At 58.3% G+C, this 22,376-nt stretch carries 17 protein-coding genes and 1 riboswitch; of the genes, 12 read left to right on the top strand and 5 right to left on the bottom strand.

Annotation, left to right across the window (positions count from 1 at the left end; all coding sequences use genetic code 11):
- Positions 1-35 precede the first annotated feature (35 nt).
- Entirely contained in the window at positions 36-3,512 is a 3,477-nt protein-coding gene (locus ACFFT4_RS06850; RefSeq protein ID WP_378046172.1) for a hypothetical protein, read from the top strand.
- Positions 3,513-3,554: 42 nt separating this feature from the next.
- Here ACFFT4_RS06850 and ACFFT4_RS06845 read toward each other — a convergent pair whose 3' ends face one another.
- Together ACFFT4_RS06845 and ACFFT4_RS06840 are read right to left on the bottom strand one after the other, a co-directional pair.
- Positions 3,555-4,034: a hypothetical protein gene (locus ACFFT4_RS06845; RefSeq protein ID WP_378046170.1), complete on the bottom strand. Its 480-nt coding sequence runs from the start codon at positions 4,032-4,034 to the stop codon at positions 3,555-3,557.
- 197 nt (positions 4,035-4,231) lie between these two features.
- Positions 4,232-5,137, bottom strand: a complete 906-nt coding sequence (locus ACFFT4_RS06840; protein WP_378046169.1) for a cation diffusion facilitator family transporter — start codon at positions 5,135-5,137, stop codon at positions 4,232-4,234.
- Positions 5,138-5,500: 363 nt separating this feature from the next.
- Between ACFFT4_RS06840 and ACFFT4_RS06835 the strand changes: the two genes are divergently transcribed.
- From ACFFT4_RS06835 to ACFFT4_RS06825, 3 genes are read left to right on the top strand one after another with little or no spacing between them, the layout of a single operon-like run.
- Entirely contained in the window at positions 5,501-6,955 is a 1,455-nt protein-coding gene (locus ACFFT4_RS06835) for a circularly permuted type 2 ATP-grasp protein (RefSeq protein ID WP_378046167.1), read from the top strand.
- A 24-nt stretch (positions 6,956-6,979) separates the two neighbouring features.
- Positions 6,980-7,933 carry an alpha-E domain-containing protein gene (locus tag ACFFT4_RS06830; RefSeq protein WP_378046165.1) on the top strand — a complete coding sequence of 318 codons (954 nt, stop codon included), beginning with the start codon at positions 6,980-6,982 and terminating at the stop codon, positions 7,931-7,933.
- Positions 7,930-8,796, top strand: a complete 867-nt coding sequence (locus ACFFT4_RS06825; protein WP_378046163.1) for a transglutaminase family protein — start codon at positions 7,930-7,932, stop codon at positions 8,794-8,796. The genes ACFFT4_RS06830 and ACFFT4_RS06825 overlap by 4 nt, the downstream gene beginning before the upstream one ends.
- Before the next feature lie 504 nt (positions 8,797-9,300).
- Here the strand turns inward: ACFFT4_RS06825 and ACFFT4_RS06820 are convergent.
- Positions 9,301-9,969 carry a DNA-binding response regulator gene (locus ACFFT4_RS06820; RefSeq protein WP_378046162.1) on the bottom strand — a complete coding sequence of 223 codons (669 nt, stop codon included), beginning with the start codon at positions 9,967-9,969 and terminating at the stop codon, positions 9,301-9,303.
- 724 nt (positions 9,970-10,693) lie between these two features.
- Positions 10,694-10,793: riboswitch (purine riboswitch) on the top strand.
- 75 nt (positions 10,794-10,868) lie between these two features.
- Here ACFFT4_RS06820 and ACFFT4_RS06815 point away from each other — a divergent pair.
- Positions 10,869-12,302, top strand: coding sequence for an NAD(P)/FAD-dependent oxidoreductase (locus ACFFT4_RS06815; RefSeq protein WP_378046160.1), 1,434 nt, complete (start codon positions 10,869-10,871; stop codon positions 12,300-12,302).
- Positions 12,303-12,603: 301 nt separating this feature from the next.
- Here the strand turns inward: ACFFT4_RS06815 and ACFFT4_RS06810 are convergent, their stop codons facing one another.
- Positions 12,604-13,650, bottom strand: coding sequence for a YeiH family protein (locus ACFFT4_RS06810; protein ID WP_378046158.1), 1,047 nt, complete (start codon positions 13,648-13,650; stop codon positions 12,604-12,606).
- Positions 13,651-13,767: 117 nt separating this feature from the next.
- On the opposite strand from ACFFT4_RS06810, the gene ACFFT4_RS06805 reads away from it, so the two are divergent.
- On the top strand, positions 13,768-14,679 hold the full coding sequence (locus ACFFT4_RS06805; protein WP_378046157.1) for a LysR family transcriptional regulator: 912 nt from the start codon (positions 13,768-13,770) through the stop codon (positions 14,677-14,679).
- 55 nt (positions 14,680-14,734) lie between these two features.
- On the opposite strand, the gene ACFFT4_RS06800 is transcribed toward ACFFT4_RS06805, so the two are convergent.
- Positions 14,735-15,370, bottom strand: coding sequence for a DsbA family oxidoreductase (locus ACFFT4_RS06800; protein WP_378046156.1), 636 nt, complete (start codon positions 15,368-15,370; stop codon positions 14,735-14,737).
- A 203-nt stretch (positions 15,371-15,573) separates the two neighbouring features.
- Between ACFFT4_RS06800 and ACFFT4_RS06795 the strand changes: the two genes are divergently transcribed.
- The 6 genes from ACFFT4_RS06795 (at position 15,574) to ACFFT4_RS06770 (ending at position 22,347) form a co-directional block, all read left to right on the top strand.
- Positions 15,574-16,401, top strand: coding sequence for an aldo/keto reductase (locus ACFFT4_RS06795; RefSeq protein ID WP_378046155.1), 828 nt, complete (start codon positions 15,574-15,576; stop codon positions 16,399-16,401).
- Positions 16,402-16,528: 127 nt separating this feature from the next.
- A complete protein-coding gene (locus ACFFT4_RS06790) occupies positions 16,529-16,954 on the top strand; it encodes an RrF2 family transcriptional regulator (protein ID WP_378046154.1) in 426 nt (141 codons plus the stop codon).
- Positions 16,955-17,050: 96 nt separating this feature from the next.
- Positions 17,051-17,362, top strand: coding sequence for a thioredoxin (trxA, locus tag ACFFT4_RS06785; RefSeq protein ID WP_378046153.1), 312 nt, complete (start codon positions 17,051-17,053; stop codon positions 17,360-17,362).
- A gap of 215 nt (positions 17,363-17,577) precedes the next feature.
- Positions 17,578-19,386: a cache domain-containing sensor histidine kinase gene (locus ACFFT4_RS06780; RefSeq protein ID WP_378046152.1), complete on the top strand. Its 1,809-nt coding sequence runs from the start codon at positions 17,578-17,580 to the stop codon at positions 19,384-19,386.
- A 12-nt stretch (positions 19,387-19,398) separates the two neighbouring features.
- On the top strand, positions 19,399-20,892 hold the full coding sequence (locus ACFFT4_RS06775; RefSeq protein ID WP_378046150.1) for a response regulator: 1,494 nt from the start codon (positions 19,399-19,401) through the stop codon (positions 20,890-20,892).
- A 120-nt stretch (positions 20,893-21,012) separates the two neighbouring features.
- Entirely contained in the window at positions 21,013-22,347 is a 1,335-nt protein-coding gene (locus ACFFT4_RS06770; RefSeq protein ID WP_378046148.1) for an ABC transporter substrate-binding protein, read from the top strand.
- Positions 22,348-22,376: the final 29 nt, after the last annotated feature.

Below are 22,376 nucleotides of genomic sequence, written 5' to 3'. Positions count from 1 at the left end.
GCGGCTTTCGGCCTTCTTGCTGCGAGGTGACAGGCATGGATAAGCAAATGTTCTTCAATCCTCCGGCGGCCTATCGGGTGCTGCCTTTCTGGTTCTGGAACGGGGATTTGACGGAAGAAGAGATCGAATGGCAGCTTGCGGAGATGGCGGAGAAAGGCTTGGGCGGGTTCTTCCTGTGCGCCCGGCAGGGCATGACCGTCCCTTATTTGTCCGCGCGGTGGTTCGAACTCGTGAGATTCGCGGTGACGAGGGCGCGGGACTTGGGGCTGCAGGCGTGGCTGTACGACGAATATCCGTATCCCAGCGGCATGGCCGGCGGGGAAGTGATGCTGCGTCATCCAGAAGCGGTGCAGCGCAAGCTCAGCCACCATGCCGAGCGGGTATCGGGAGGGCGAAGGATCGAGTTGGAGCTGCCTTGGGGGAGCGTGCTGACCGCCAAAGCCGTCCCGGTGATCGAAGAGGCGAGAGAATGGTCGGGCGGGCTTGATCTTCGCGATGCGATCGGCAGTCTCCAGACGGAGAACGTCTACCAGAAGACGGGATTGACTCCGTACAATCCTCAGCGGTATTTCACTTACGGCCCCCGGAAGCAGTTGGTCTGGGACGCTCCGGAAGGCGCTTGGGACATTATTGTCGTGATAGAAGAGCAATTGGACGATTTTAAATATTACGGCACGTTCGTGGACCCTTGCCACGACGAGGCGATGAAAACGTTCATCGACCTGACTCACCGGCGGTATGCGGACGAATTGGGCGATCTGCTGGGAGCGGCCGTTCCGGGCATGTTCACCGACGAGATCGGTTTTGTCAGTCCGCTGCCTTGGTCGCCGCGGATCGCGGAGACGTTCGCGGAGCTGGCGGGCGCGGAGTTGACGGAGCGGCTGCCGGAGCTGTTCTACGCCGAATTGCCGGACGCCCCGCGTATTCGCTACAGCTATTATCAGGCGCTGCATCTGAAGCTGCGGAGCGCGTATCACGAGCGCGTCTACGAATGGTGCGACGAGCGCGGGCTGGCGTATACGGTCGAAGTGCCTGCCGTCAGGATGAGCACGCTGCGCTACAGCCATATTCCGGGCGGCGATTCCGCCCATGAGAAGCTGGGGCGTTCTCTTTCCTGGATTCTCGACACCTACTTCAGCTCGTTCCGCAACAATCCCAAGATGACCAGTTCGCTGTCCAGGCAGCTTGGCCGGGAGCGGGCGCTGAACGAGTGCTTCCACAGCGTCGGCTGGTCGATGACGCTGCAGGACGCGAAATGGATGCTCGACCGATTGGCCGCCCTGGGCATCAACATGTTCAATTTCCATGCCTTCTTCTACACGATCGGCGGGCTGAACAAGCACGACGCGCCTCCGTCGCAGTTTTATCAGAATCCGTACTGGCGGCACTTCCGGCAGTTGGCGGATTACGCCGGCCGTATCGGCTATCTGATGAGTCAGGGGGAAGCCGACATTCAAGTGGCGGTGCTCGACCCGACGACCAGCCTGTGGACGCATATGGCCAACCCGCTGCATCGGTTCGCCTACGGCGGCGTCGAGGAACGGGAAGCGGCCAGAATGGAGCGGCTGAAGAAGGACTGGGCGCATCTGTGCAACGGGCTGCTGAAGGAGCAGATCGATTACGACCATCTCGACCCCGAGCTGCTGGCGGAAGCGGAGGTGCGAAACGGGCGGCTGGTCATCGGGCGGGCCTCCTATGCCGTCGTCGCGCTGCCTCCGATGTGCAATCTGGAGCATGCGGCATGGCGGAAGCTGCAAGCGTTCCTGCAGGCGGGAGGAACGGTCGTGGCGAACGGGCTGCTTCCCTATGAGGATATCGACGGGCACCCGGAGATCGAAGCGGAGATGCTGGACTGGTTCGGCGCGGCCGAATCGCCCCGGTCGAATTACTGGAGGGACGTCGGCGTTTCTTCGGGGGCCGAAGAACGGTCCGGGAAGTTGTCCGAGGGGGTGTTCAAGGGGCGGTATGAGGCGTACTTCATTCCAAGCGTCGGCAGTCTGGAGCGCTCCGGTACGAACGGGCGATTGTTCGGGCGCATTGCCGCCGCCGCTCCTTCCGCGCTTCGGCTTCAGGTCATTCACGGGAAGCGGGAGGCGCTGCTCATGCAGGGCAGGAGGCTGTCCGGGGGCGGTTATGCGGTTTTCGTCTCGAATCAGGAGGGGGAAGAGGTCGAGCTGCAGCTATCGCTGGCGCTGTCGCCATCCGGTGCGCCTTGGGCTGTGGAGCGCGTCAGCCTGGAAACCGGCGAGGCGCTTCCTGTGGCGCTCGAATTGACGGAGGCGCGGGAAGCGGCCGGTGCGGATGTGGGGATAGGTGAGCCGGGTGCGGTTGTGGCGGGCACAGATGCGGTAAATGCGAGTGCGATCGACACGGGTGCGTCGGATACGGGCACAGCGGATGCGGATGCAACGGGTATGGGATCGGCGAACGCGGCGGTTCGACGCCGTCGGTATGGCCGACTCGAGCAGCGGCTGGGCCCGTACGAATCGGCGCTGCTGTACTTCCGCGAGGAGAGCGCGGATTCCGCTGCGGTGGCCGTGGACCTGCCTGCTCCGGGCAAGCTGCAGGCGGACGCCGGACAACGCTTCGCGGTGCGGGCTCTTCAGCCGAATGCGCTGCGCCTGGACAAGTTCCGGCTGACGCTCGAGCCGTCCGGCGAACTTCGCGACAAGCTGCTGAGCGGCGCTGCGGCGGAGGAGAGCGGCGAGGGAGAGACCGTCGAGGTGAGGACGATCATCGATCAACTCTCCGGCTTGTCCGCGGACGAGACGTTCCCGCTGAAGTTCGATCAAAGATTTGGCATGCCGATGCGTTATCGGCTGAAGTATCCGATGGAGTGCATATATACGGCATCCTTCCGGGTCGACGATGTGCCGGAGGAGTGCGAACTGCTGCTGGACGAGCGGGCGATCTCCGGAGAGTATCGCCTGTATCTGAACGGTCGGCCGATCCCCAGGGACGAACTGCAGCCAACGCGCGGATACGATTGCGGCAATCTGGCCTGCTCCGTGAAGCATCTGATTCGCCCGGGGAGAAATGTCGTTGCCGTCGCGTTGACGGCGAGGCGGGATTGGGACGGGCTGACCGATGCGCTGTACGTGTCCGGCTCTTTCGCGATCGGGATCGACGGCGGCGAGTTGGTGCTGAGGCGGCACAACGGCACAGCCGTCTTCGAAAGCGGCATTCCCGAGGGCTATGAAAACTATGCGGGCGAACTCGTCTATGAAGGGGAGTTGACCGTAACGAAGCTGCCGGAGGAAGCGGCTTTCGAGCTTTCTTTCGCGGGTCTCGATCCGGATTTTAGCGATTGCGCGGAAGTGTTCGTCAACGGACATTCGCTCGGGACGCGCTGCTGGAAGCCCTACGTATGGAACGGCAAAACCTCCATTCTTCAGGAGGGGCGCAATGCCCTGGAAATCCGCAGAACGACCGTGCTGTCGGGTATGCTGGAGGGGCGGCGCTTCGATTACGCCGGCCATCGGCTGGTCGAGGCGCTGGAAAAGCGCGCATGACGAAAAGCCGCTGTCCCGGAAGAATCGGGAGGCGGCTTTTCGTCATGAGGTGCACCGGGCATAGCGATAGTCGTTCGAGCGGTCCGTGCGGGCGATGATGGTCAGCCGTTCTCCCGTCCTGGCCAGCGTATACCGGATCGTTTTGTTGCCGCCTCCGCCGCCGGAGAGGACGGCGCTGACGCGGATGCGGGACGCGTTCCGGCTCACAATGCGCAGGCTCTCCACTTTGCGGGGAGCGGGTCCGGGAGCGTCGGCGAGCACGTAGCGCTTGCCCTGATAATTGATCGGATCGAGATTGCAGAGCATGATTCGGCTGAGCTCCTTGCTCCAGCAGCGGCCGAAGTAAGCTTCGATCTTCTCGCGGCTTCCGAAGCGGTCGGGCAGACAGCGGTATTCGTCTCCGTTAAAGCTGAACGACTGACCGTCGGAAGCGGAATCCCGGACGGAAAACCACAGCCCCTCCGCATAGTTGATGAACGAGGTAAGCTGGCTTACGCGATGAGCGGTCGCAGCGCTTGGCATATCGGCATCCCTCCCCTCCTCATCGTATGAGACAAGGAGGCAAGGCGCGAGGGTGGCTGTCCGACCGTAACGGAGAAATTTCCGCGAGACTGGTCCGTCGTGTCGGGGAGGAGCAATAGCGGCGAACGGAAGGCTGTGGCGTCTTTACGTATCGCCGAGCTATGGATCGCTCTGGCTGGACTGCGAAGGGGAGGGGGCTAATTCGCGACGGGTTCGCCCGCCTCCCAAGGATTCAAATGGATCATGACCTCGATGACGTCGGGATCGAACTCCATAATGAGCCGTTTCAGCTTGCGGCTGATGTCGTGTCCTTGCTGGATCGTGTAGTCGTGCGGGATGCCGACGCGGACGTCCACGATAATGTAATGGCCGTGCTCGCGCGCCCGGACCCGGTCGATCCGCTTCACGTGATCGTCGGTTCTAAGCAGCGCTTCATAATGCGCCAGCTTCTCCGGACTGACGTTATGCTCCATCAGAATGTCCACGGATTCGCGCCCCATCTCGACCGCGAGCTTAAGGACGAGCAAGGAGACGATAATCCCGGCAAGCGGGTCGCCGTAGGCGGCCCATCCCCAATGAAATTTTTCTCCCAGCAGCCCCAGGCCGATGCCGACGACGGCGGCAAGCGAGGCGTATACGTCCGCAAGATGATCGTAGGCGGTGGCGAGCACGCTTTTGCTGTTCGTCGCTTTGCCCACGCGAACGGTGTAGAGGTACAGTCCCTGCTTCCATACGAGGGACAGGAAGGCCGCGCCAAGAGCGAGCCAGTTCTCTCCGCCCGCCGGCCGGAACAGGGCGCCGATCGACTGATAGCCGATCCACAGGGCCGCAAGCGCCATAATGACGGCGACGAAAGCCGAGGCGACGACTTCGGCTTTGCCGTGGCCGTAAGGGTGGTCCTCGTCGGCCGGCTTGTTCGAGATCATGGAGGAGGTAAGCGCCGCGATCGTCGCGATGATGTCGCCGGCGTTATGCACGCCGTCCGCGAGCAGCACGGGACTGGACAGGAGAAGACCCGCCGCCACCTTCAGGACGGTCAGGACGACGTTGCTGATCAGACTGATCCAGATGGCCAATAAGCCGGAATGATGCCCTCTTGCCACAAAGATTGCCCCTTCTAAGATTGTTTGCTCCGCGCAAAAATAAAAACAAGCTTCCGGCACGAGGGCTGGAAGCTTGTTTCGGAATATGGATAAATCGGCGGGCGATAAGGCTGCATAAGTAAAACCGTCCTCTCCTCAATGCCGAGACGGATTTTAATCGAATAACCATTCTATTCTATCATATTCTCCTTGCTTATGCGAACGATAAAAATCCCCGAGGCAATGACGTTTTGTTTTCATTTTATGTAATATATATGTTAGTTATTGATAAGGATTAAATCTTTAATGTAACTATTATTGACATAAATATACCGGAGGAATATGATTACTGTAAAACCCAGCGGGGAGAAGGAGCCGTTGACCATGGGAACAACGAACAGAACGCCGGTATCTTTGCTTTCTTCCCTGTTTTACAACGAGATGTACGACGGCTCGCAGGTTCGGGCGCATTACGGCAAGGTCCACGAGTCGCTCGCGCGAATGACGCCCCATGAACGCGCCGCCAGGCAGACGAAGATGAACGGAAGGCTGCTCGAGGAAGGCATTACGTTTACGCTGTCCGGGGCGGGGCAGTCGGACGCTCTGGAACGGACGATCCCGTTCGATCTGATCCCCCGCATTATTCCGCCGGAGGAGTGGGAGACGATCGAACGGGGAACGAAGCAGCGGGTAAGGGCGCTGAATGCTTTTCTGGCGGACATCTACCATGAACAATGCATTCTGAAGGATGGACTCGTGCCGCGGCGGATGGTGGTGGGCAACCGTTATTTCCGCACCGAGATGATGCGTCTTGCAGTGCCCGGAGGCACCTATGTTACCGCGTCGGGCATCGATCTCATCCGCGACGAGAAGGGGGATTACTACGTTCTCGAGGACAATCTTCGTTCCCCCTCGGGCTTCTCCTACGTGTTCAAGAGCCGCTCGATTATGACGCACGATTTTCCCGAGCTGATGTTCTCTCATCCCGTCAGAGACATCGATCGTTTTCTGCAGCATTTCAGATCGTCCTTGCGCGCGCTTTCTCCTGTCGACAAAGCCGAGCCGGTCGTCGCTCTGCTGACTCCGGGAAGCTTCAATTCCGCGTATTTCGAGCACGTCTTTCTGGCGCAGCAGATGGGAATCGAGCTGGTCGAAAGCGGGGACCTCGTCTGCAAGGACCATAAAATCTACATTCGCGGTCTTTCGGGGCTGAAGCAGGTCGATGTGCTGTACCGGCGCCTCGACGACGATTACCTCGACCCGCTCGCGTTCCGTCCGGATTCTCTGCTCGGCGTGGCCGGGCTGATGAACGCTTACCGCTACGGCAATATTACGATCGCCAACGCTCCGGGGACGGGCGTCGCAGACGACAAAGCCATCTATACGTTCGTGCCGGAGATGATCCGCTATTACCTGAACGAGCGTCCGATCCTGAACAATGTGCCGACGTATCTGATGAGCCGCCCGGAGGAAAGGGAGCACGTGCTCGGCCGCCTGGAGGAAATGGTTGTCAAGGAAACCTCGCTGTCGGGCGGATACGGCATGCTGGTCGGTCCCGCTTCGACGGAGAGGGAGCGGGAGCTGTTCGCCGCGAAAATCCGGGAAAATCCCGACAACTACATCGCCCAGCCGACGATTAAGCTGTCCACCTCGCCGATCAATCTGGAGGGCAATCTCGCGCATCGTCACATCGATCTGCGGGTGTTCGCCGTCGCGAACGGAGCGGACACCCATGTGCTGCCCGGAGGACTGACGAGAGTGGCGATGAAAGAAGGCTCGCTCGTCGTCAATTCGTCCCAGGGCGGAGGCGTCAAGGACACCTGGGTGCTGTCTCGATAATTCGTCCTTAAGGAGAGGGTCTCTATGTTGGATCGGATCGCGGAATGCCTGTTCTGGATCGGGAGATACACCGAACGGGCGGAAAATCACGCCAGGCTGCTCGACGTCTACTATCACTTGCGCGAAGAGGACGGCGAGGAGGCCGAGGCGACGTGGAGAAGAATCGCCGAGGCGATCGGCGATTGTGCCTTGTACGAGGAACGGTACGAGGCGTACCGGGAGAACGACGTCCTGTTCTTCCTGACGCTGGATTGGACGCAGCCGAATTCGATTCTGTCCTGCGTGGAGCAGGCGCGCAACAACCTGAAGAAGATCAGGGAGCAGCTTCCGGCCGAGCTGTGGAATTTGCTGAACGGCTTCTATTTGTGGTTGAAGGGCGTGCGTACGGAGGAGATCTCGCAGATGTCGCCGCACGGCTTTTTTCAGGGGTTGAAGGAGCGGTTGGCGGCGTTCCAGGGGATGGCCGTGTCCATCGCGCTGAGAGACGAGTCGTGGCATATGCTCGAAAGCGGGCGTTATCTGGAGCGGTCGGAAAATGTCGTTCGACTGCTCCGATCCGTCGGGAGAATTGCGCCGGAGCGGCGGAAGGGCGCTTACGGCTATACGGTCGCGCTGCTCAAGTCGGTCGGAGGCTACGAGGCGTTCCGCCGTCTGGGGCAGGACGATCTTACGCTGGAGGGGGTGTCGAGATTCCTTGTGCTGCAAGAGGCTTTTCCGCGGACGGCGCATTTCTCGCTGGCCGCGTTCGAACGTCATCTGAAGGACATGAGACGGGAATCCGGCAAATCGGTCCCCGCTCTTGATCGGACGATCCGGCTTGCGGGCAAGGCACGGTCGGAGCTCGGCTGGCTCGACCGGGACGACATTACCTTCGATACGCTGAACTCCGTGCTGCAGCAGCTGCTGGAGACGAATCGCCAGTTGGGCGAGGCGGTCGCGGGCACCTTTTTTTCCCCGGAACGGGAGGTTACGGCATGAGGCTCGAGATTTGCCACGTCACGAAATACCGCTACGATTTGCCGGTGACGGACAGTGTCAATGAAATCCGCCTGACCCCCCGGACCGACGAGCGCCAGGCATGCTATCAGCACAGGCTTGTGGTCGAGCCTAACGTGCAGCTGCAGTCTTACGAGGATTTCTTCGGCAATCGGGTTCACTCGTTTACGGCTAACGCACCCCATTCGGAGCTGGTCATCACGGCCCATTCGACGGTGGTGACGCGGGATCGCGACGTGCTGTGGAAGGCCGCCTGGGGGCCGGAGGAGTCGTGGCACAGGGTGAGAAGCCTGGAGTTTATCGATGCGAACGCGGAATATTTGCTGCCGACGGCGTATGCGTCGTTCCATCCTTCGGTGGAGGCGTATGCCGCCGGGATCGGGGGAGAAGACGAGGGAGTCTTCGGCTTCGTGCGCCGCGCGGCTCACGCGGTTTACGGCGATTTTCAGTACAAGCCGCAGTCGACCGGGGTGCACACGAAGGCGGAGGAACTGCTTGAGATCGGGTCCGGCGTCTGTCAGGATTTCGCGCATTTGCTGATTGCGGTGTGCCGTCTGAGGGGAGTGCCGGCGCGCTATGTGAGCGGGTACCATTTTGTCGGGGATTTGCAGGGACGGGACGCGGATTTCGAGCAGGCTTCGCATGCCTGGGTCGAAGCGTACGTGCCCGGCGTCGGCTGGCAGGGCATCGATCCGACGAACGACAATCTGGTCGACTGGCGCTACGTCAAGCTGGGGCATGGCCGCGATTACCCCGACATTGTCCCGGTCAAAGGAATCTACAGAGGCACGTCCGGCCAGTCGCTGCACGTCACGGTGGACGTTCAGTTGGCGGAGACGGGGTGAGATGGAGTGGGATTAACGGTGCGGTAGACCGTTAAACGGTGGAAGTTTGTCTGGAGCGTGAGGTTAACGGTGCGGTAGGCCGTTAAATGGTGGGGTTGGTCTGGAACGCGGGATTAACGGTGCGATGGACCGTTAAACGATGGAGGTTGGCCTGGAGCGTGGGATTAACGGTGCGGTAGTCCGTTAAACGGAGGGTGATGGGCTGGAGCGTGGGATTAACGGTGCGGTAGACCGTTAAATGGTGGGGTTGGTCTGGAGTGTGAGGTTAACGGTGCGATGGACCGTTAAATGGTGGGGATTGGGCAGGAGCGTGGGGTTAACGGTCTGACGCACCGTTAGCCAGCCGCTTTTGACGTCGATCCGCCCGGGAACGGTCTCACGGACCGCTCCTTGGATCGCTTGGGCGATTTTCGCCATTTAACAGTCTGGCAAACTGTTATCCGAGTTCCTGGGTGAAGCCTGACCGTTTAACCGTCTGCCTGACCGCATCCACGCTATCCCAAATTAGTGCATGAAGCTCCGATTGGCCAATCGGTAGGAATGGATCCGCATCGTTCCGGATGCGCTTTCCAAAATCCGTTTTTCTATAAGTTGTCTCAGTTCGCTTCTTACGAACTTTTCCTTTCTCCCTAAGCAGACGCAAGCCATTTCGATAGTGAACGTGCCCAACGAGCGAATTGCGAGACGAACGATCTCCCTCTGATAGATCGGAAGCTCAAGCAGCTCATGTCGCGTTTCCCCGTACCACTCTTCCATCATTCTTCGGATATACTTCTGACAATCGATCGGATTCTCTTTTAACTTGTCAACAGAGAACCGTAGAATGTTCCAATTCGCAAGGACAATTTCATTCTGCCTGTCCAAACCGCGCGTGAATGTGTAGCGATCTATATCGCGCGCATGAGAACCGAACCCGTCGCACTCTATACAAGTCGGTTCCGGAAACCGAATATAGCCGTAGTCCATATAGCAGCGCTTACCTCCGGCATCAATAAATTCATACTCAGGATATAGATGATCGAAATTGCCTACAACCGGCCACCAAGTATGCTCCAGAAAAACTCTTTCCCCGAATCCATGACGCTTCTTAATTCTACGACGGCGTTCCCCGCGACTTTCGCTAATATGCCGGTTCAGCCACGTGTGATACTCCGTTTCAAATTGATTCTCCATACCTCCACACTCTCCTTATGAAAAAATAACCGCCCTAGTCCCGGATCGGGAACCAGAGCGGTGTGCTTCACACGCTTTTTCAAACATTATACCATAAATGGTTAAAAATATAATGCTTTTATCCAATTTCAGTCTCGAATTGATCAACCGCCTACAACTAATCCGTTACGGATTCCCGCTCCTTCTTACTTTAATGGTCTAACGGACCGTTAATCAAAGTGCCTAGGGGCATTTCACACATTTAACGGCCTGCTGGACCGTTAATCAAGGTACTGGGTGGATTTCGCGCATTTAGCGGCCTGCTGGACCGTTAATCAAAGTACTGGGCGGATTTCGCGCATTTAGCGGCCTGTTGGACCGTTAATCAAAGTACTGGGTGGGTTTCGCGCATTTAGCGGCCTGCTGGACCGTTAATCAAAGTACTGGGTGGATTTCGCGCATTTAGCGGCCTGTTGGACCGTTAATCAAAGTACTGGGTGGATTTCGCGCATTTAGCGGCCTGTTGGACCGTTAATCAAAGTGCCCAGGTGGAATCCGCACAAATAACGGTCCAGAAGACCGTTATTCCATCGTTTTTATAGGATGAATGTTCGGAAAATATCCGCTAAAGAGTGGATCTCGTCCGAATAACGAGGATAATATGATCCATTGGCGAATAATTGGGCGAAAACCGACTTGACTTGTACGGATCGATCGGGTAATCTACGTAATGGAAACAGAACAAGGCATGAACTGTTCGTCCATTCGTATATCCTTGGCGATACGGGCCGAGGGTCTCTACCAGGAGCCTTAAATTCCTGACTACGAAGGATGTGGGATACCCACACCTTTCGGCGGTCGGGATTTTTTTATGCCGTCCGGACGGCCGCAAGGGACAAACCGGAAGGAGAAGGCTGCGAATGGGTTACGACGTCATTGTGGTAGGCGCCGGTCCGACGGGAATTTTCGCATGTTACGAATTGACGAGAACCGCTCCGCATCTTAAGGTGCTTTTGGTGGACAAAGGACACGAAATTAAACGCCGCCACTGTCCGATTCTGGAAAATAAAATCGAGCTGTGCCCGCCTCCCGCCGGGAAAAAAGAATACGCGGGCTGCCTGCCCGCCTGTTCGATTACGGCCGGATTCGGAGGAGCTGGCGCATACAGCGACGGCAAGTTCAACATTACGACGGAATTCGGGGGTTGGCTGACCGATTATTTGCCGCATTCGCGGGTGCTGGACCTGATCCGCTACGTGGACGAGATCAATCTGGAGCATGGGGCGACGACCAATGTGACCGATCCGACGACGGAAACGGTCCGGGATATCGAGCGCAGAGGGTACGCCGCCGGTCTGAAGCTGCTGCGGGCGCAAGTGCGCCATCTGGGAACGGAGCAGAACCTGGAGATTCTGAAATCGATCTACGATTATTTGGACAGTCGGATCGAGATGAGGTTCAAGACGGAGGTCGCCGATATTCTGACGGAGAAGGAGGACGGCAAGCACCGCGCGCGGGGCATTGTGCTGAAGAACGGGGAAGAGATCGAGGCGGGAACGGTCGTCATTGCTCCGGGAAGGGACGGATCGGGCTGGCTGGCCGAGGTAATGAAGAGACGGCGCCTGGGGATGGTCAACAACCAGGTGGACGTCGGCGTGCGCGTGGAAACGTCGGATGTGGTGATGCGGGAAATCAACGAGCATTTGTACGAGGGGAAATTTGTGTTTAATACGTCCGTGGGCACGCGAGTGAGGACGTTCTGCAGCAACCCTTCGGGACACGTCGTCGTGGAAAACCACAGCGGCGTCATGGCGGCCAACGGCCACGCGTTCAAGGACCCGGCGCTCGGCTCGGCGAATACGAACTTCGCGCTGCTCGTCTCGCATAAGTTCACCGAGCCGTTCGACAAGCCGAACGAATACGCGCGGGAAATCTGCAAACGGGCCAATGATCTGTCGAGCGGCGGAGTTATCGTGCAGAAGTTCGGCGACATCAGGCGCGGACGGCGGTCGACGGGGAGCCGGATCAAGGAAGGTTTTATCGAGCCGACCTTGCACGAGGCGGTGCCGGGCGACTTGGGACTCGTGCTTCCGTATAATACGATGAAATCCCTGATCGAGATGGTGGAGGCGCTGGACAAAGTGACGCCGGGCATCGCGTCCGAGCACACGCTGTTCTACGGCGTGGAGGCGAAGTTCTACTCGGCGCGCCCGAGGCTGAGCGATACGCTCGAGACGGAGATCGCCGGCCTTTACTGTGGCGGCGACGGCGCGGGCGTGACGCGCGGTCTGGCTCAAGCGGGAGCGGCGGGTGTCTGGATCGCGCGCGCGATTTCGGAGCGTTTGGCGCAGTAGCGGCAGGCGAGGGGCTCGGGGGTTGGTGTCTGGCTCCAAGGCCAAGAAAGTGCCTCGGGGAATGGTGACGGGGAGCGAGCGGCGAGTCCAAGGCCAAGAGAGTGCCCCGGGGAACGGTGACGGGGAGTAGACGGCGGGGGCGAGGCCAAGAAAGTGCCTCGAATCCCGGAGCCTCGGAACTCTCGGAGATGCCCGACGCAGCCGCGCCACGTCCGGATTTCGCACCGCGCGGCTCCTTGCGCGCGGTGTACGCTGCATGACGGCGGTCGGTCGACCGGCGCACCTCTCGCTGTCACAACCGTTACAGCGACCAGTAAGTGAGCGCGGATAGAAGCATGGAAGCGACGAACATGGCTGTAAGCGGCCGAAGGGCGCGGCTGCGCAGGTCGCGCAGGCCGACGTTCAGGCCCAGTCCGGCCATGGCCATTCCAAGGAGCAAAGTTGTCGCATAGGACAGCTCGTGCAGCAAAGGCTCGGGGTTGGGCAGCAGGGTCGGTAAGGCATAGCTGCCGAACAGGCTCACGGCGATGAAGCCGACGAGGAACCAGGGGAACTTAAAGCCGGTGCTTTCGGCGGTTTGGACCTCGTCGTCTTCCCCGCCCCGGCGACCGTGGAGCTTGGAGGCTCCCGCGATGACCAGGCACAGCGGCGCGAGCAAGGCGACGCGGCTCAGCTTGGCGAGCAGGCCGTCCGCCAACGCGTCCGGCCCGCCCGGGGCGGCGGCCATGGCGACATGCGCGACCTCATGGAGCGTCAGGCCGGACCAGATGCCGTAGCTCTCCGGGGAGAGCGGCAGCCAAGGCAGCATGAGCGTATAAAATGTCGCGAATACGGTGCCGATCACGGCTATCAGCCCCGCGCTGATGGCCGTGTCTTCGTCTTTGGAGCGGAGCAGCGGCGCTGCGGCCGCAATCGCCGCCGCTCCGCAAATCGCGGTGCCGATCGCCAGCAAGGCGATCAGCTTGCGGTCGGCGCGGAGCAGGCGGCCGATCGCGAACACGGCGGCCAGCGAGAAGACGACCGTTCCGCCGCTTCTAAGCAGCAGTGGCAGGCCCTGCCGCAGCACCTCGACGATGTCGAGCTTCAGGCCGAACAGGACGATGGCGGCGCGCAGCAGCGTTCCGGAGGAGAAGCGGATTCCCGCGCCCAGTGCGTGCGGATAGCCGAAGCGATGACGGTAAGCGGCCGCGAGCAGCAGCGTGCAGGCGAGCGGGCCGAGCTTGGCCGGGCCGGGAATGAGCGAGATGGCCCACCCGATCAGCGCAAGCGACAGCGTAAGCAGAACACCGGCCAGACGCGGATGATTCGACGGCAAGGCGGCGATGGGGCGGATGGGGTTGACGATCATGATGGCTGAACCTCCGTTGTCGATTCTGTTGCCATCAGCATACGCTTGAATTTATAATAAGGAAAATTAATTATTATTATTTTATTATAAGATTAGACTTATGAAAGGGGGTTGAAGATGGAGCAATCCTTGACGGTGTTCATCGCAGTGGCCGAAGCGCGGAACTTCTCTCGGGCGGCGGAGCGGCTGCACATGACCCAGCCGGCGGTAAGCCAGCACATCCGGGCGCTGGAGGAGCGCTTGAACGCGCGTCTGCTCGTTCGCAGCAACAAATCGGTTTCTCTGACGAAAGCCGGAGAAATCGTGCTCCACCACGCCCGGGAAATTGGAGAGCTGCATCGCCGGATGGAGGAGATGGTCGGCGAACTGACCGGACGCGCGGCGGGGCCGCTATCGGCGGGTGCCAGCTACACGTTCGGGGAATACGTGCTTCCGCGAGCGCTGGCGAAGCTGCATGAAAAATATCCCGATATCCGGCCAAGCGTAACGATCGGAAATACGGCGGATATTGCGGAGAAGGTGCGGACCCGCGTTCTGGACGTCGGCATCGTGGAAGGCGAGGATATCGGTTCGGGATTGGAAGCGGAGCGGCTGGCGGAGGACGAGATGTATATCGCGGCTGCCGCGAACCATCCGCTTGTCGATTCTACACGAGTCGACCCCGCGCAGTTGGAGCGGCAAACCTGGCTTGTCCGGGAACAGGGCTCGGGCACACGGGCTGCCGCGGACAAATTGTTTGCATCTCTGGGCATTCATCCTGCGCGGATGATCGAGCTCGGCAGCACGCAATCGATCAAAGAGACGGTAGAAGCCGGGCTCGGCATCTCTCTGCTGTCGCGCTGGGCGCTGCGCAAAGAGCTCGGGCTCGGCTCCTTGAAGAATCTTCGCGCCGAAGGGCTTCCCTTCAGGCGAAGCTTTCATATTTTGTATCGCCGGGGCGACCTGCGGACGAGAACGGTGGAAGCGTTCCTGGAGACGCTTCGCGGTGTAACCGACGAAATGCCGGCCGAGGACGCCCGCAATCGCTAACGGTCCGCAGATGCCCTATTGATGCTGGAGACCGGCAATCGCGGCAATCAACCGGTCAGACGGCTTCGGAAATTTTCTTGAACGCCTCCAGGAACTGGGCCGAAGGGTAGGCGCCGGACAGGGCGTATTTGTTGTCGATAATAAAGAAGGGCACGCCGGAGATGCCGATCGCCTGCGCGGCGGCCATATCCTGCTCGACGTCCGCTTGACCTTCCCCGTTATCGAGCAAGCGCCGGGCTTCCTCGGCGTCGAGGCCGAGCTCGGAGGCGACGGCGAGCAGAACGTCCAGCTTGGCGATGTCCCGGCCGTCCTCGAAATAGGCCTTCATGACCGCTTCGATCCAGGTCGGCTCGTCCTCTTGGGGGAGCAGGGCGGTGATCCGGTGCGCCAGCACCGTATTCGGCATCCGCTCCACCTTGTCGAAGCGGAAGGTTACGCCTACGTTGGCCCCGGCCTCCGTCACACGCTGCAGCATCGGACCCAGCCGGTCGGCTCCGCCCATCTTTTTCTCCATAACGCTGTCGAAGGGCAGTCCCTCTGCCGGCACCGACGGATCGAGCTGGTAGGCGTGATAGCTGACCTCGACCCCCTGTCCCGTCTGCTCCTGCCAGGCGTCGATCGCATCGTTCATGTTCTTCTTGCCGATTCTGCACCACGGACATACCATGTCGGAATATACGTCTATTTTCATCGCGGCCACCTCTTCGGATTGGAATGAGTCTGTTTCCCCTAGTATGGCAGACGGTACGGCCGGATTCAATGTACGGTTCGAAAGGTAACATGATAATATAGAAAAAGACAGCAACGGTTCCCTCGTGATCGGACTAACGGTTCCCGCTTGACCGAACTTAAGTTGCGATGACGGGCGGGCCGGCGCAACAAGGAGGACGAGGAATGAAACTGACGATCGATTCGACGGTCGAGCTGTTGAACGGAACGGAGATGCCGCGGCTCGGGCTGGGCGTCTGGAGGACGCAGGACGGCGAGGAAACGGAAAACGCGGTGCTGGCCGCGCTGCAGGCGGGCTACCGCAGCGTCGATACGGCGTCGCTGTACGGGAACGAGTCAAGCGTCGGGCGCGCGATTCGGGCTTCGGGCGTTCCCCGGGAAAAAGTGTTCGTCACGACCAAGGTGTGGAACGACGAGCAGGGCTACGATAGCACGATTGCCGCGTTCAAGAGGAGTCTGGAGAGGCTGGATACGGATTACGCCGATCTGTACCTCGTTCATTGGCCTGTCGTCGGAAAATATAAAGAAACCTATCGCGCGCTGGAGGATCTGTACGAGCAAGGGCTCGTCCGGGCGATCGGGGTCAGCAATTTCAATATTTCCCACCTGGAGGACCTGATGGGAAGCTGCCGTGTCAAGCCGATGGTGAACCAGGTGGAGATGCACCCGCTGCTCACGCAGAAAAGGCTGTTCGCCTTTTGCCGCAAGGAGGGCATTCAGTTGGAATCGTGGAGGCCGCTCATGCAGGGGCGGCTGGATCAGCCGCTGATCGCCGGACTTGCCGGGAAATACGGCAAAACGCCGGCGCAAATTCTCATTCGCTGGCAGCTTCAGCTGGGAGTCGTCACGATTCCCAAGTCGTCGAGAGCGGAGCGCATCCGCGAAAATGCCGACGTGTTCGACTTCGAGCTGGAGCCGGAAGACATCGTGGCCATCGACGGGCTGAACGAGAACCGCCGCTTCGGCAAGGACCCGGACCATGTCGACTTCTAGGCGCCGCGAACACGCGCTTCCAGCATAGAAGCACGATGCTGCGGGAGATAATACCGAGAGTGACCGGCTATTGACAGCCTCAACTGTAACTGTTATTATTACAGTAATCACCGGGGAGGCTGAACGAATGAACAGTGAGTTTATCATAGCTGTCCACAGCTTGGTCCTCTTGGCGCATCGACCCGACGGGATGGCGTCCAGCGAAGAGATCGCGACCAACGTCTGCACCAATCCGGTGCGCGTTCGCAAGGTGATGAGCTGTTTGCGCAAGAACGGCTTTGTGGATACCCGGGAAGGCTCGGGCGGCGGTTACAGGCTGTCGCGGGATCCGGGAGACATGACGCTGGCCGATGTGTATCGCGCCCTTGCCGCGGGTTCTCTGGCGCCGAAATGGTGCAGCGGGGACCCGGAGTCCGACTGCATGGTCGGATCGAATATGGGCGAGGTGATGAACGAGGTGTTCTGCGGCGCGGATCAGCAGCTCGAAAGGTATCTGGAATCGATTACGATCGGACAAATGCTGTCCAGGCTGACTGCGATGGCGAAGGCTTAGTCCGACGGTTCGACGAGGATGGAGCGGGTCATTCAGAGGCCCGATCATCATAGGTGTATTTTCCACTTTATACATTGAGGATAGGAGAGATGTCTTATGACAGTTGCGATTACGAAAGACAACTTCAGCGAGAACGTAGCGCAAGGCGTATCCTTGCTTGATTTCTGGGCGCCGTGGTGCGGACCTTGCAAAATGCAGCTTCCGATCGTGGAGGAGCTGTCCGAGGAATTGAAAGGAACGGCGACGATCGCCAAGGTCAACGTGGACGAAGAGCCCGAGCTGGCCAGCCAATTCGGCGTGATGAGCATTCCGACGCTGATTCTGTTCAAGGACGGACAACCGGTCGACAAGCTGGTCGGCCTGCAAAGCAAGGAAGCGCTGAAAGCGAGAATCCAAAACCAGCTGTAATGCGGAATGAAGAGCGCCGTTAGCGTCCCTGTACAGGGACGCTAACGGCGTTTTTGCTTGGCGATTGCCATTCCCCCGGAAGCGCGATCCGGTCGTCAATAGCGAGGATTGACTTCCCGCACGGCGTCCTTTAGTATCAGACACAAAATAACGCCGATTTTGTGGAAATTTGCAGCAAGCCGAAATGCATTCTAATCGGAGAGTGGAGCGGGCGCATGCCAGGACTCAAGGTTCGAAAATGGTGGAAGCCCATCGAGTCGTTATTTGCCAAGATGGTGCTCTATTACTCGTTGATTACGTTGTTTCCTTTTGCGCTGTTCGGCGGCATTATGTTCTCGTTGTTCTCCAGAACGATGAAGTCGGACATGCTGACCCATGCGCAGAAAATTTCCAATCAGACGAATATGAGCCTGGACAATTATTTTAACGAGATCGTCACCTCGCTCGAGATGGTCGCGACGCATCCGTTTGTCCTGTCGAGCCTGTCCGATTACGATACGAATTCCAGCTACACGAACTATACGAATGCCCAGCAGATCATCCAAATGCTGCAAAACATCAAATCGCTAAAGCCGGACATTAGCGAGATTTTTATTTTCCGACCGGATTTTTTTATCAAGCCGACGATTACGAAGTCCGTTAACGTCAATTCCCCGTTTCTGAAGAACGTCTGGAAGGAAGCCGAGCAGGCTCCGCCGCATATGAAGCCGATCTTCTACTCCACGCACGTGCCGGACTATTACAATTCGGCATTCACGAATCATAAAGTGGTCAGCATGAGCTATCCGATCCGGGACATTATGCACTATGGGACGGAAAATCTCGCGATTTGCTTTATCGATTTCAACTTCGAGAAAATCACGCAGATTATCGAGCATTCCAAGCTGGGACAAAGCGACCGCATCATTCTGCTGACGGATTCCGGGAGTGTGATCTATTCAACCGACACGGGCTTTCAAGCCGGCAGCGACATCACGGAGGGTTTGGACGTCGGGCCGATTTTCCAGAGCGGGGGCGGTTACTACAGCACCGAGTTTCAAGAGGAGAAGCTGCTGGTCACCTATTCCACCTCGCAAGTGACGGGCTGGAAGCTCGTATATTTAAGCAAAACGGCGGAAATTCAAAAGAACGTCAACCAAACCTACGTCATTACCTCTTATCTGCTGCTGGGGGTCATCGTCTTCAGCATTCTGCTCTCGGTCGTGATCTCGCGCAAAAACGCGAAGCCGATGATGGAACTGATGAACCATATGCGAGAGGTAGGACGAGGCAACTTCTCGATCCGCATTCCCGAAGACGACAAGCATCTGGAGTTCAAAATTTTAAGCAGCGGCTTTAACCTGATGACCAATAAAATCAATGTACTGTTCGACGAGGTGTATGCGGGGAAAATCAAGCAAAGAGAAGCGGAGTTCAAAGCGCTGGAATCGAACATCCACCCGCATTTTCTGAACAATACGCTGCAGGTGATCCATTCGCTCGCCGTTTTGGAGCGGAGCCGGGATATTGAGCAGGTCGTCACCGCGCTCGGTAATCTGCTGGAATATTCCCTCTACGAGAAGGAGAAGCGGGTGCTGATTTTCAAGGAGCTTAACTATATCGAGGACTACTTGAAAATACAGAACATTCGCTACGATCACGCGATTCAGGTCGACATCGAGGTGGAGGAGCAGGTCAAGCTGTGCTATATTTCCAAGCTTCTGCTGCAGCCGATCGTGGAGAATGCGGTGTTCCACGGATTGGACAAGGTGGCGGACGAGAAAATATTGCGAATCAGGGGCTTTGCCGCAGACGGTCAAATTCATTTTACGGTCGAGGATAACGGCATCGGCATGACGGAGCGGGAGCTGCAAGCCGTCGTCGCCCGACTGGATAATAATGAGGCGGCATCCGAGAGGAGCATCGGCCTTTCGAATGTCCAGCAGCGGATCAAGATCGAATACGGCCCCCAATACGGGATGAATTTTCATTCCGTATATCGGAAGGGGACGAAGGTCGAGCTGGTCATCCCCATTCTAAAATAGCGGGTGGTAATCATGAAACGAGTACTCATTATCGACGATGAACCTCTGATCCGACAGGCGCTCAAAAAGCTGTTGATCCGCAACGAGCTGGAGGTCGTTGTCGTCGGAGAGGCCGGCAACGGCATCGAGGCGCTGAGCGAGCTGGAACGGACGCGGGCGGACATTTTGTTCCTCGACGTTCGGATGCCGCTGATGAACGGTTTTGATTTGCTGCAGCGATTGCAAGAGAGGAATTTGGCGGTAATGACGATTATTCTGACCGCCTATCGCGATTTCGATTATGCGGCGAGGGCGATCGAATACGGGGCATTCGGCTATCTGGTCAAGCCGATCGACGAGAAAAAGCTGGTCGAGATGACGATCAAGGCCGGGCGGAAAATCGATGAGGAGCGGCAGGCGGAGACTGCGAAGCGGCAATTGGCGGAGCTGCGAAAAACGGGCTACTTGGAGCGTCTGCTTGCAGGAGAGGAGACGGCGTTCGCGGAGCGTCCGGAAGGGATGCCGGATTTCTCGGACGGCTGCGGGCGATTGGTCGTCGTCAGGCCGTCTGACGGCGTCGATTCGCGAATCGGAGGCAGCGGCGACCCGGCTGTCATTGCCTACAAAGGCGAGCTGATTCTCCTCTATCGGACTGCTCGGGAACTGACGGACGAAGAGCTTGCGGCCCGCTTAACGAAGGATGGAGCGGCAGAGCATCCATGCGGGATAAGCGCGCCGTTTGCTGGAGAAGAGAACATCCGTCTTGCCTACCGGCAAGCTAAGGCCGCTCTATTTTACCGGGATGCAGCAGGTAAGCCGCCTAATTACCGATTTGCGGAGCGGAAGACGTCGGCAGGGGACGAGCCGGATGCGTTGACGGAGCGGCGCGGATTTGAGCGGCTGTCGGAGAAGCTGGAGCTGGGCTTGCTGGACGAAGCCTGGACGATGATCCGCGGCTTTACGGAAACGCTGGAGCGGCGCAAGGATGAGGACCTGGATGCCGTATACCGGCAGTATTATCAATTCGCGACTGCGATCAAGCACAATTTGCCGCGCCTGGAAGCGCCGGAGCCGGTGAAGAAACAGCTTGCGGAGCTGGGGCTTGCGGAGCTGGCGGCTTATTCAACGCTGTCCGAAATCGACGCATTCTTCGAGCGGCTGTTCGCCGCGCTCGCTCCGGCGGCAAAGGTAGAGGATGCGGAGCGGGTCGTGCATAAAATCAAAGCCTACATTCGGGAGAACTACGCGCAGGACATTTCTCTGCATCTGCTGGCCGAACGGCTTTATTTGAGCAAAAACTATATTAGCGCCGTATTCAAGCAGAAAACGGGCGTTAACTTTCTCGAATATTTGACGAATGTTCGCATGGAGCAAGCCAAGCTCCGGCTGGAAAGGACGGAAAAAGGGGTGCATCAGATCGCGGAGGAGGTCGGCTACAAAAATACGAGCCATTTCGGCAAAGTGTTTAAGCAGACCGTAGGCGTCACTCCAGCCGAGTATCGACAGCGGCGATACGCAAATCCATGATTTTAGAACATGAATCGGTATTTCTCGTTATTGAGGACGTCTCCCTCGCAACGTAGAATTTAGGTACATGCATGGTAGCGCTGCCATTGCGACTGCACATCCACGAGGGGGACATAGCAAATGAAAAAGTTGTTCGGCATTGCGGCTTCGGCTATTTTGCTGGCCGGCATCACGACGGCATGCGGCAGCAGTAATAATGGCGATTCAACGGGAACGCCGGCGCCATCCGGCTCCTCTGCCAGCGCGGAATCGAGTCCGTCGGACTCCACGAACGATAAATTCACGTTGAAAGTGGTTGCTTCCGACCTGAAGGGCGACGGGCTGGACGTAGCGACGGAAATGTTCAAGCAGAAATATCCGAACGCCGAAGTGCAGGTCGTTACGGGGGGCTGGGGCAGCGGCGGACAGGATCTGCGCAACAAGCAGCTGATTCTGCTAAGCGGCGGAGAGTCGGCCGACGTCGGCAAAATGATCTGGGGCAAGGAGTTTTTTCGCTCCGGCGTCATCGACGAGATTACGGACGCGGTGAAAAGCTGGGAGGTCTACGACCGCCTGAGCGACGGGCAGAAGGACAGAATGACGCTGGATGGCAAAGTGTACGGCGTCACCTTCAGCAGCAACACCGTCTACATGTTCTATAACAAAGACATTTTAGCCCAAGCGGGCTTTAACGAAGCGCCGAAAACGCTCGACGACCTCGCAGCGATCGCCAAGAAAATCAAGGAAGCGAACCTGCAGACGGCGGACGGCAAGCCGATCTACGCGACCAGCTTCGAGGGCGGCAACTGGGCGACCGATTACTGGCTGTGGGCCAACGGCGGCAAGCAAATGACGGACGACTATTCGAAGACGCTGATCGACTCGCCGGAATCGATCCAAGCCTACCAATTTATGCAGGACTTCGTGAATAACGGGTGGGCGCCGAAAATCGACGGAAGCTACGACCAGCTCTGGCTCAACGGTCAAGTCGCGGTATGGTTTTGCGGCGACTGGGACATCCCTGCAACGATCAACGCGAACATCAACGCCGGCTACGCGCCGATGCCGCAAGGCTCATCCGGTCTAAACACAACCAGCGTCGGCGGCGTGGAGTGGGCGGTATTCAAGCAGTCGAAGCGTAAGAAGGAAGCGCTCGATTTTATCGAAATTCTCGTATCCAAGGAATTCCAGTTGCAAACGCAAGGGCTGACCACCGACCTGGCGCTATACGACGATCCTGAGCTTCAGGCGACCTGGAAGGCCGACGGCACCTTTGAAGGCCGCATGGCGGAGAAGGTGCAGCTGCAAAACACGAAATATAACTTCCTGGAAGCGCCTTTCCTGTTCCCGGACGCATCCAAAATCTACAACGCCGCGCTTGAAAAAATCTTGATCGGCGGAGCGGATGTGACGGCTACGATGAAAGAAGCGGCCGAGCAAATCAACAAAGGGATAGCAGAGGCGTCGAATTCCTAACGTAAGCCCGATATCCGAACATAGAACAC

Origin of the sequence: Cohnella cellulosilytica, from assembly GCF_042431195.1 — a bacterium.
In the GTDB taxonomy this organism is placed as follows: Bacteria; Bacillota; Bacilli; order Paenibacillales; family Paenibacillaceae; genus Cohnella; species Cohnella cellulosilytica.
This window is presented reverse-complemented; position numbering and strand designations above follow the sequence as displayed.

Excerpts from the sequence above, each read along its gene's own strand:
- ACFFT4_RS06850 (WP_378046172.1), top strand. The coding sequence starts at position 36 with ATGGATAAGCAAATGTTCTTCAATCCTCCGGCGGCCTATCGGGTGCTG.
- ACFFT4_RS06845 (WP_378046170.1), bottom strand. The coding sequence starts at position 4,034 with ATGCCAAGCGCTGCGACCGCTCATCGCGTAAGCCAGCTTACCTCGTTC.
- ACFFT4_RS06835 (WP_378046167.1), top strand. The coding sequence starts at position 5,501 with ATGGGAACAACGAACAGAACGCCGGTATCTTTGCTTTCTTCCCTGTTT.
- ACFFT4_RS06830 (WP_378046165.1), top strand. The coding sequence starts at position 6,980 with ATGTTGGATCGGATCGCGGAATGCCTGTTCTGGATCGGGAGATACACC.
- ACFFT4_RS06825 (WP_378046163.1), top strand. The coding sequence starts at position 7,930 with ATGAGGCTCGAGATTTGCCACGTCACGAAATACCGCTACGATTTGCCG.
- ACFFT4_RS06820 (WP_378046162.1), bottom strand. The coding sequence starts at position 9,969 with ATGGAGAATCAATTTGAAACGGAGTATCACACGTGGCTGAACCGGCAT.
- ACFFT4_RS06815 (WP_378046160.1), top strand. The coding sequence starts at position 10,869 with ATGGGTTACGACGTCATTGTGGTAGGCGCCGGTCCGACGGGAATTTTC.
- ACFFT4_RS06810 (WP_378046158.1), bottom strand. The coding sequence starts at position 13,650 with ATGATCGTCAACCCCATCCGCCCCATCGCCGCCTTGCCGTCGAATCAT.
- ACFFT4_RS06805 (WP_378046157.1), top strand. The coding sequence starts at position 13,768 with ATGGAGCAATCCTTGACGGTGTTCATCGCAGTGGCCGAAGCGCGGAAC.
- ACFFT4_RS06800 (WP_378046156.1), bottom strand. The coding sequence starts at position 15,370 with ATGAAAATAGACGTATATTCCGACATGGTATGTCCGTGGTGCAGAATC.
- ACFFT4_RS06795 (WP_378046155.1), top strand. The coding sequence starts at position 15,574 with ATGAAACTGACGATCGATTCGACGGTCGAGCTGTTGAACGGAACGGAG.
- ACFFT4_RS06790 (WP_378046154.1), top strand. The coding sequence starts at position 16,529 with ATGAACAGTGAGTTTATCATAGCTGTCCACAGCTTGGTCCTCTTGGCG.
- trxA (WP_378046153.1), top strand. The coding sequence starts at position 17,051 with ATGACAGTTGCGATTACGAAAGACAACTTCAGCGAGAACGTAGCGCAA.
- ACFFT4_RS06780 (WP_378046152.1), top strand. The coding sequence starts at position 17,578 with ATGCCAGGACTCAAGGTTCGAAAATGGTGGAAGCCCATCGAGTCGTTA.
- ACFFT4_RS06775 (WP_378046150.1), top strand. The coding sequence starts at position 19,399 with ATGAAACGAGTACTCATTATCGACGATGAACCTCTGATCCGACAGGCG.
- ACFFT4_RS06770 (WP_378046148.1), top strand. The coding sequence starts at position 21,013 with ATGAAAAAGTTGTTCGGCATTGCGGCTTCGGCTATTTTGCTGGCCGGC.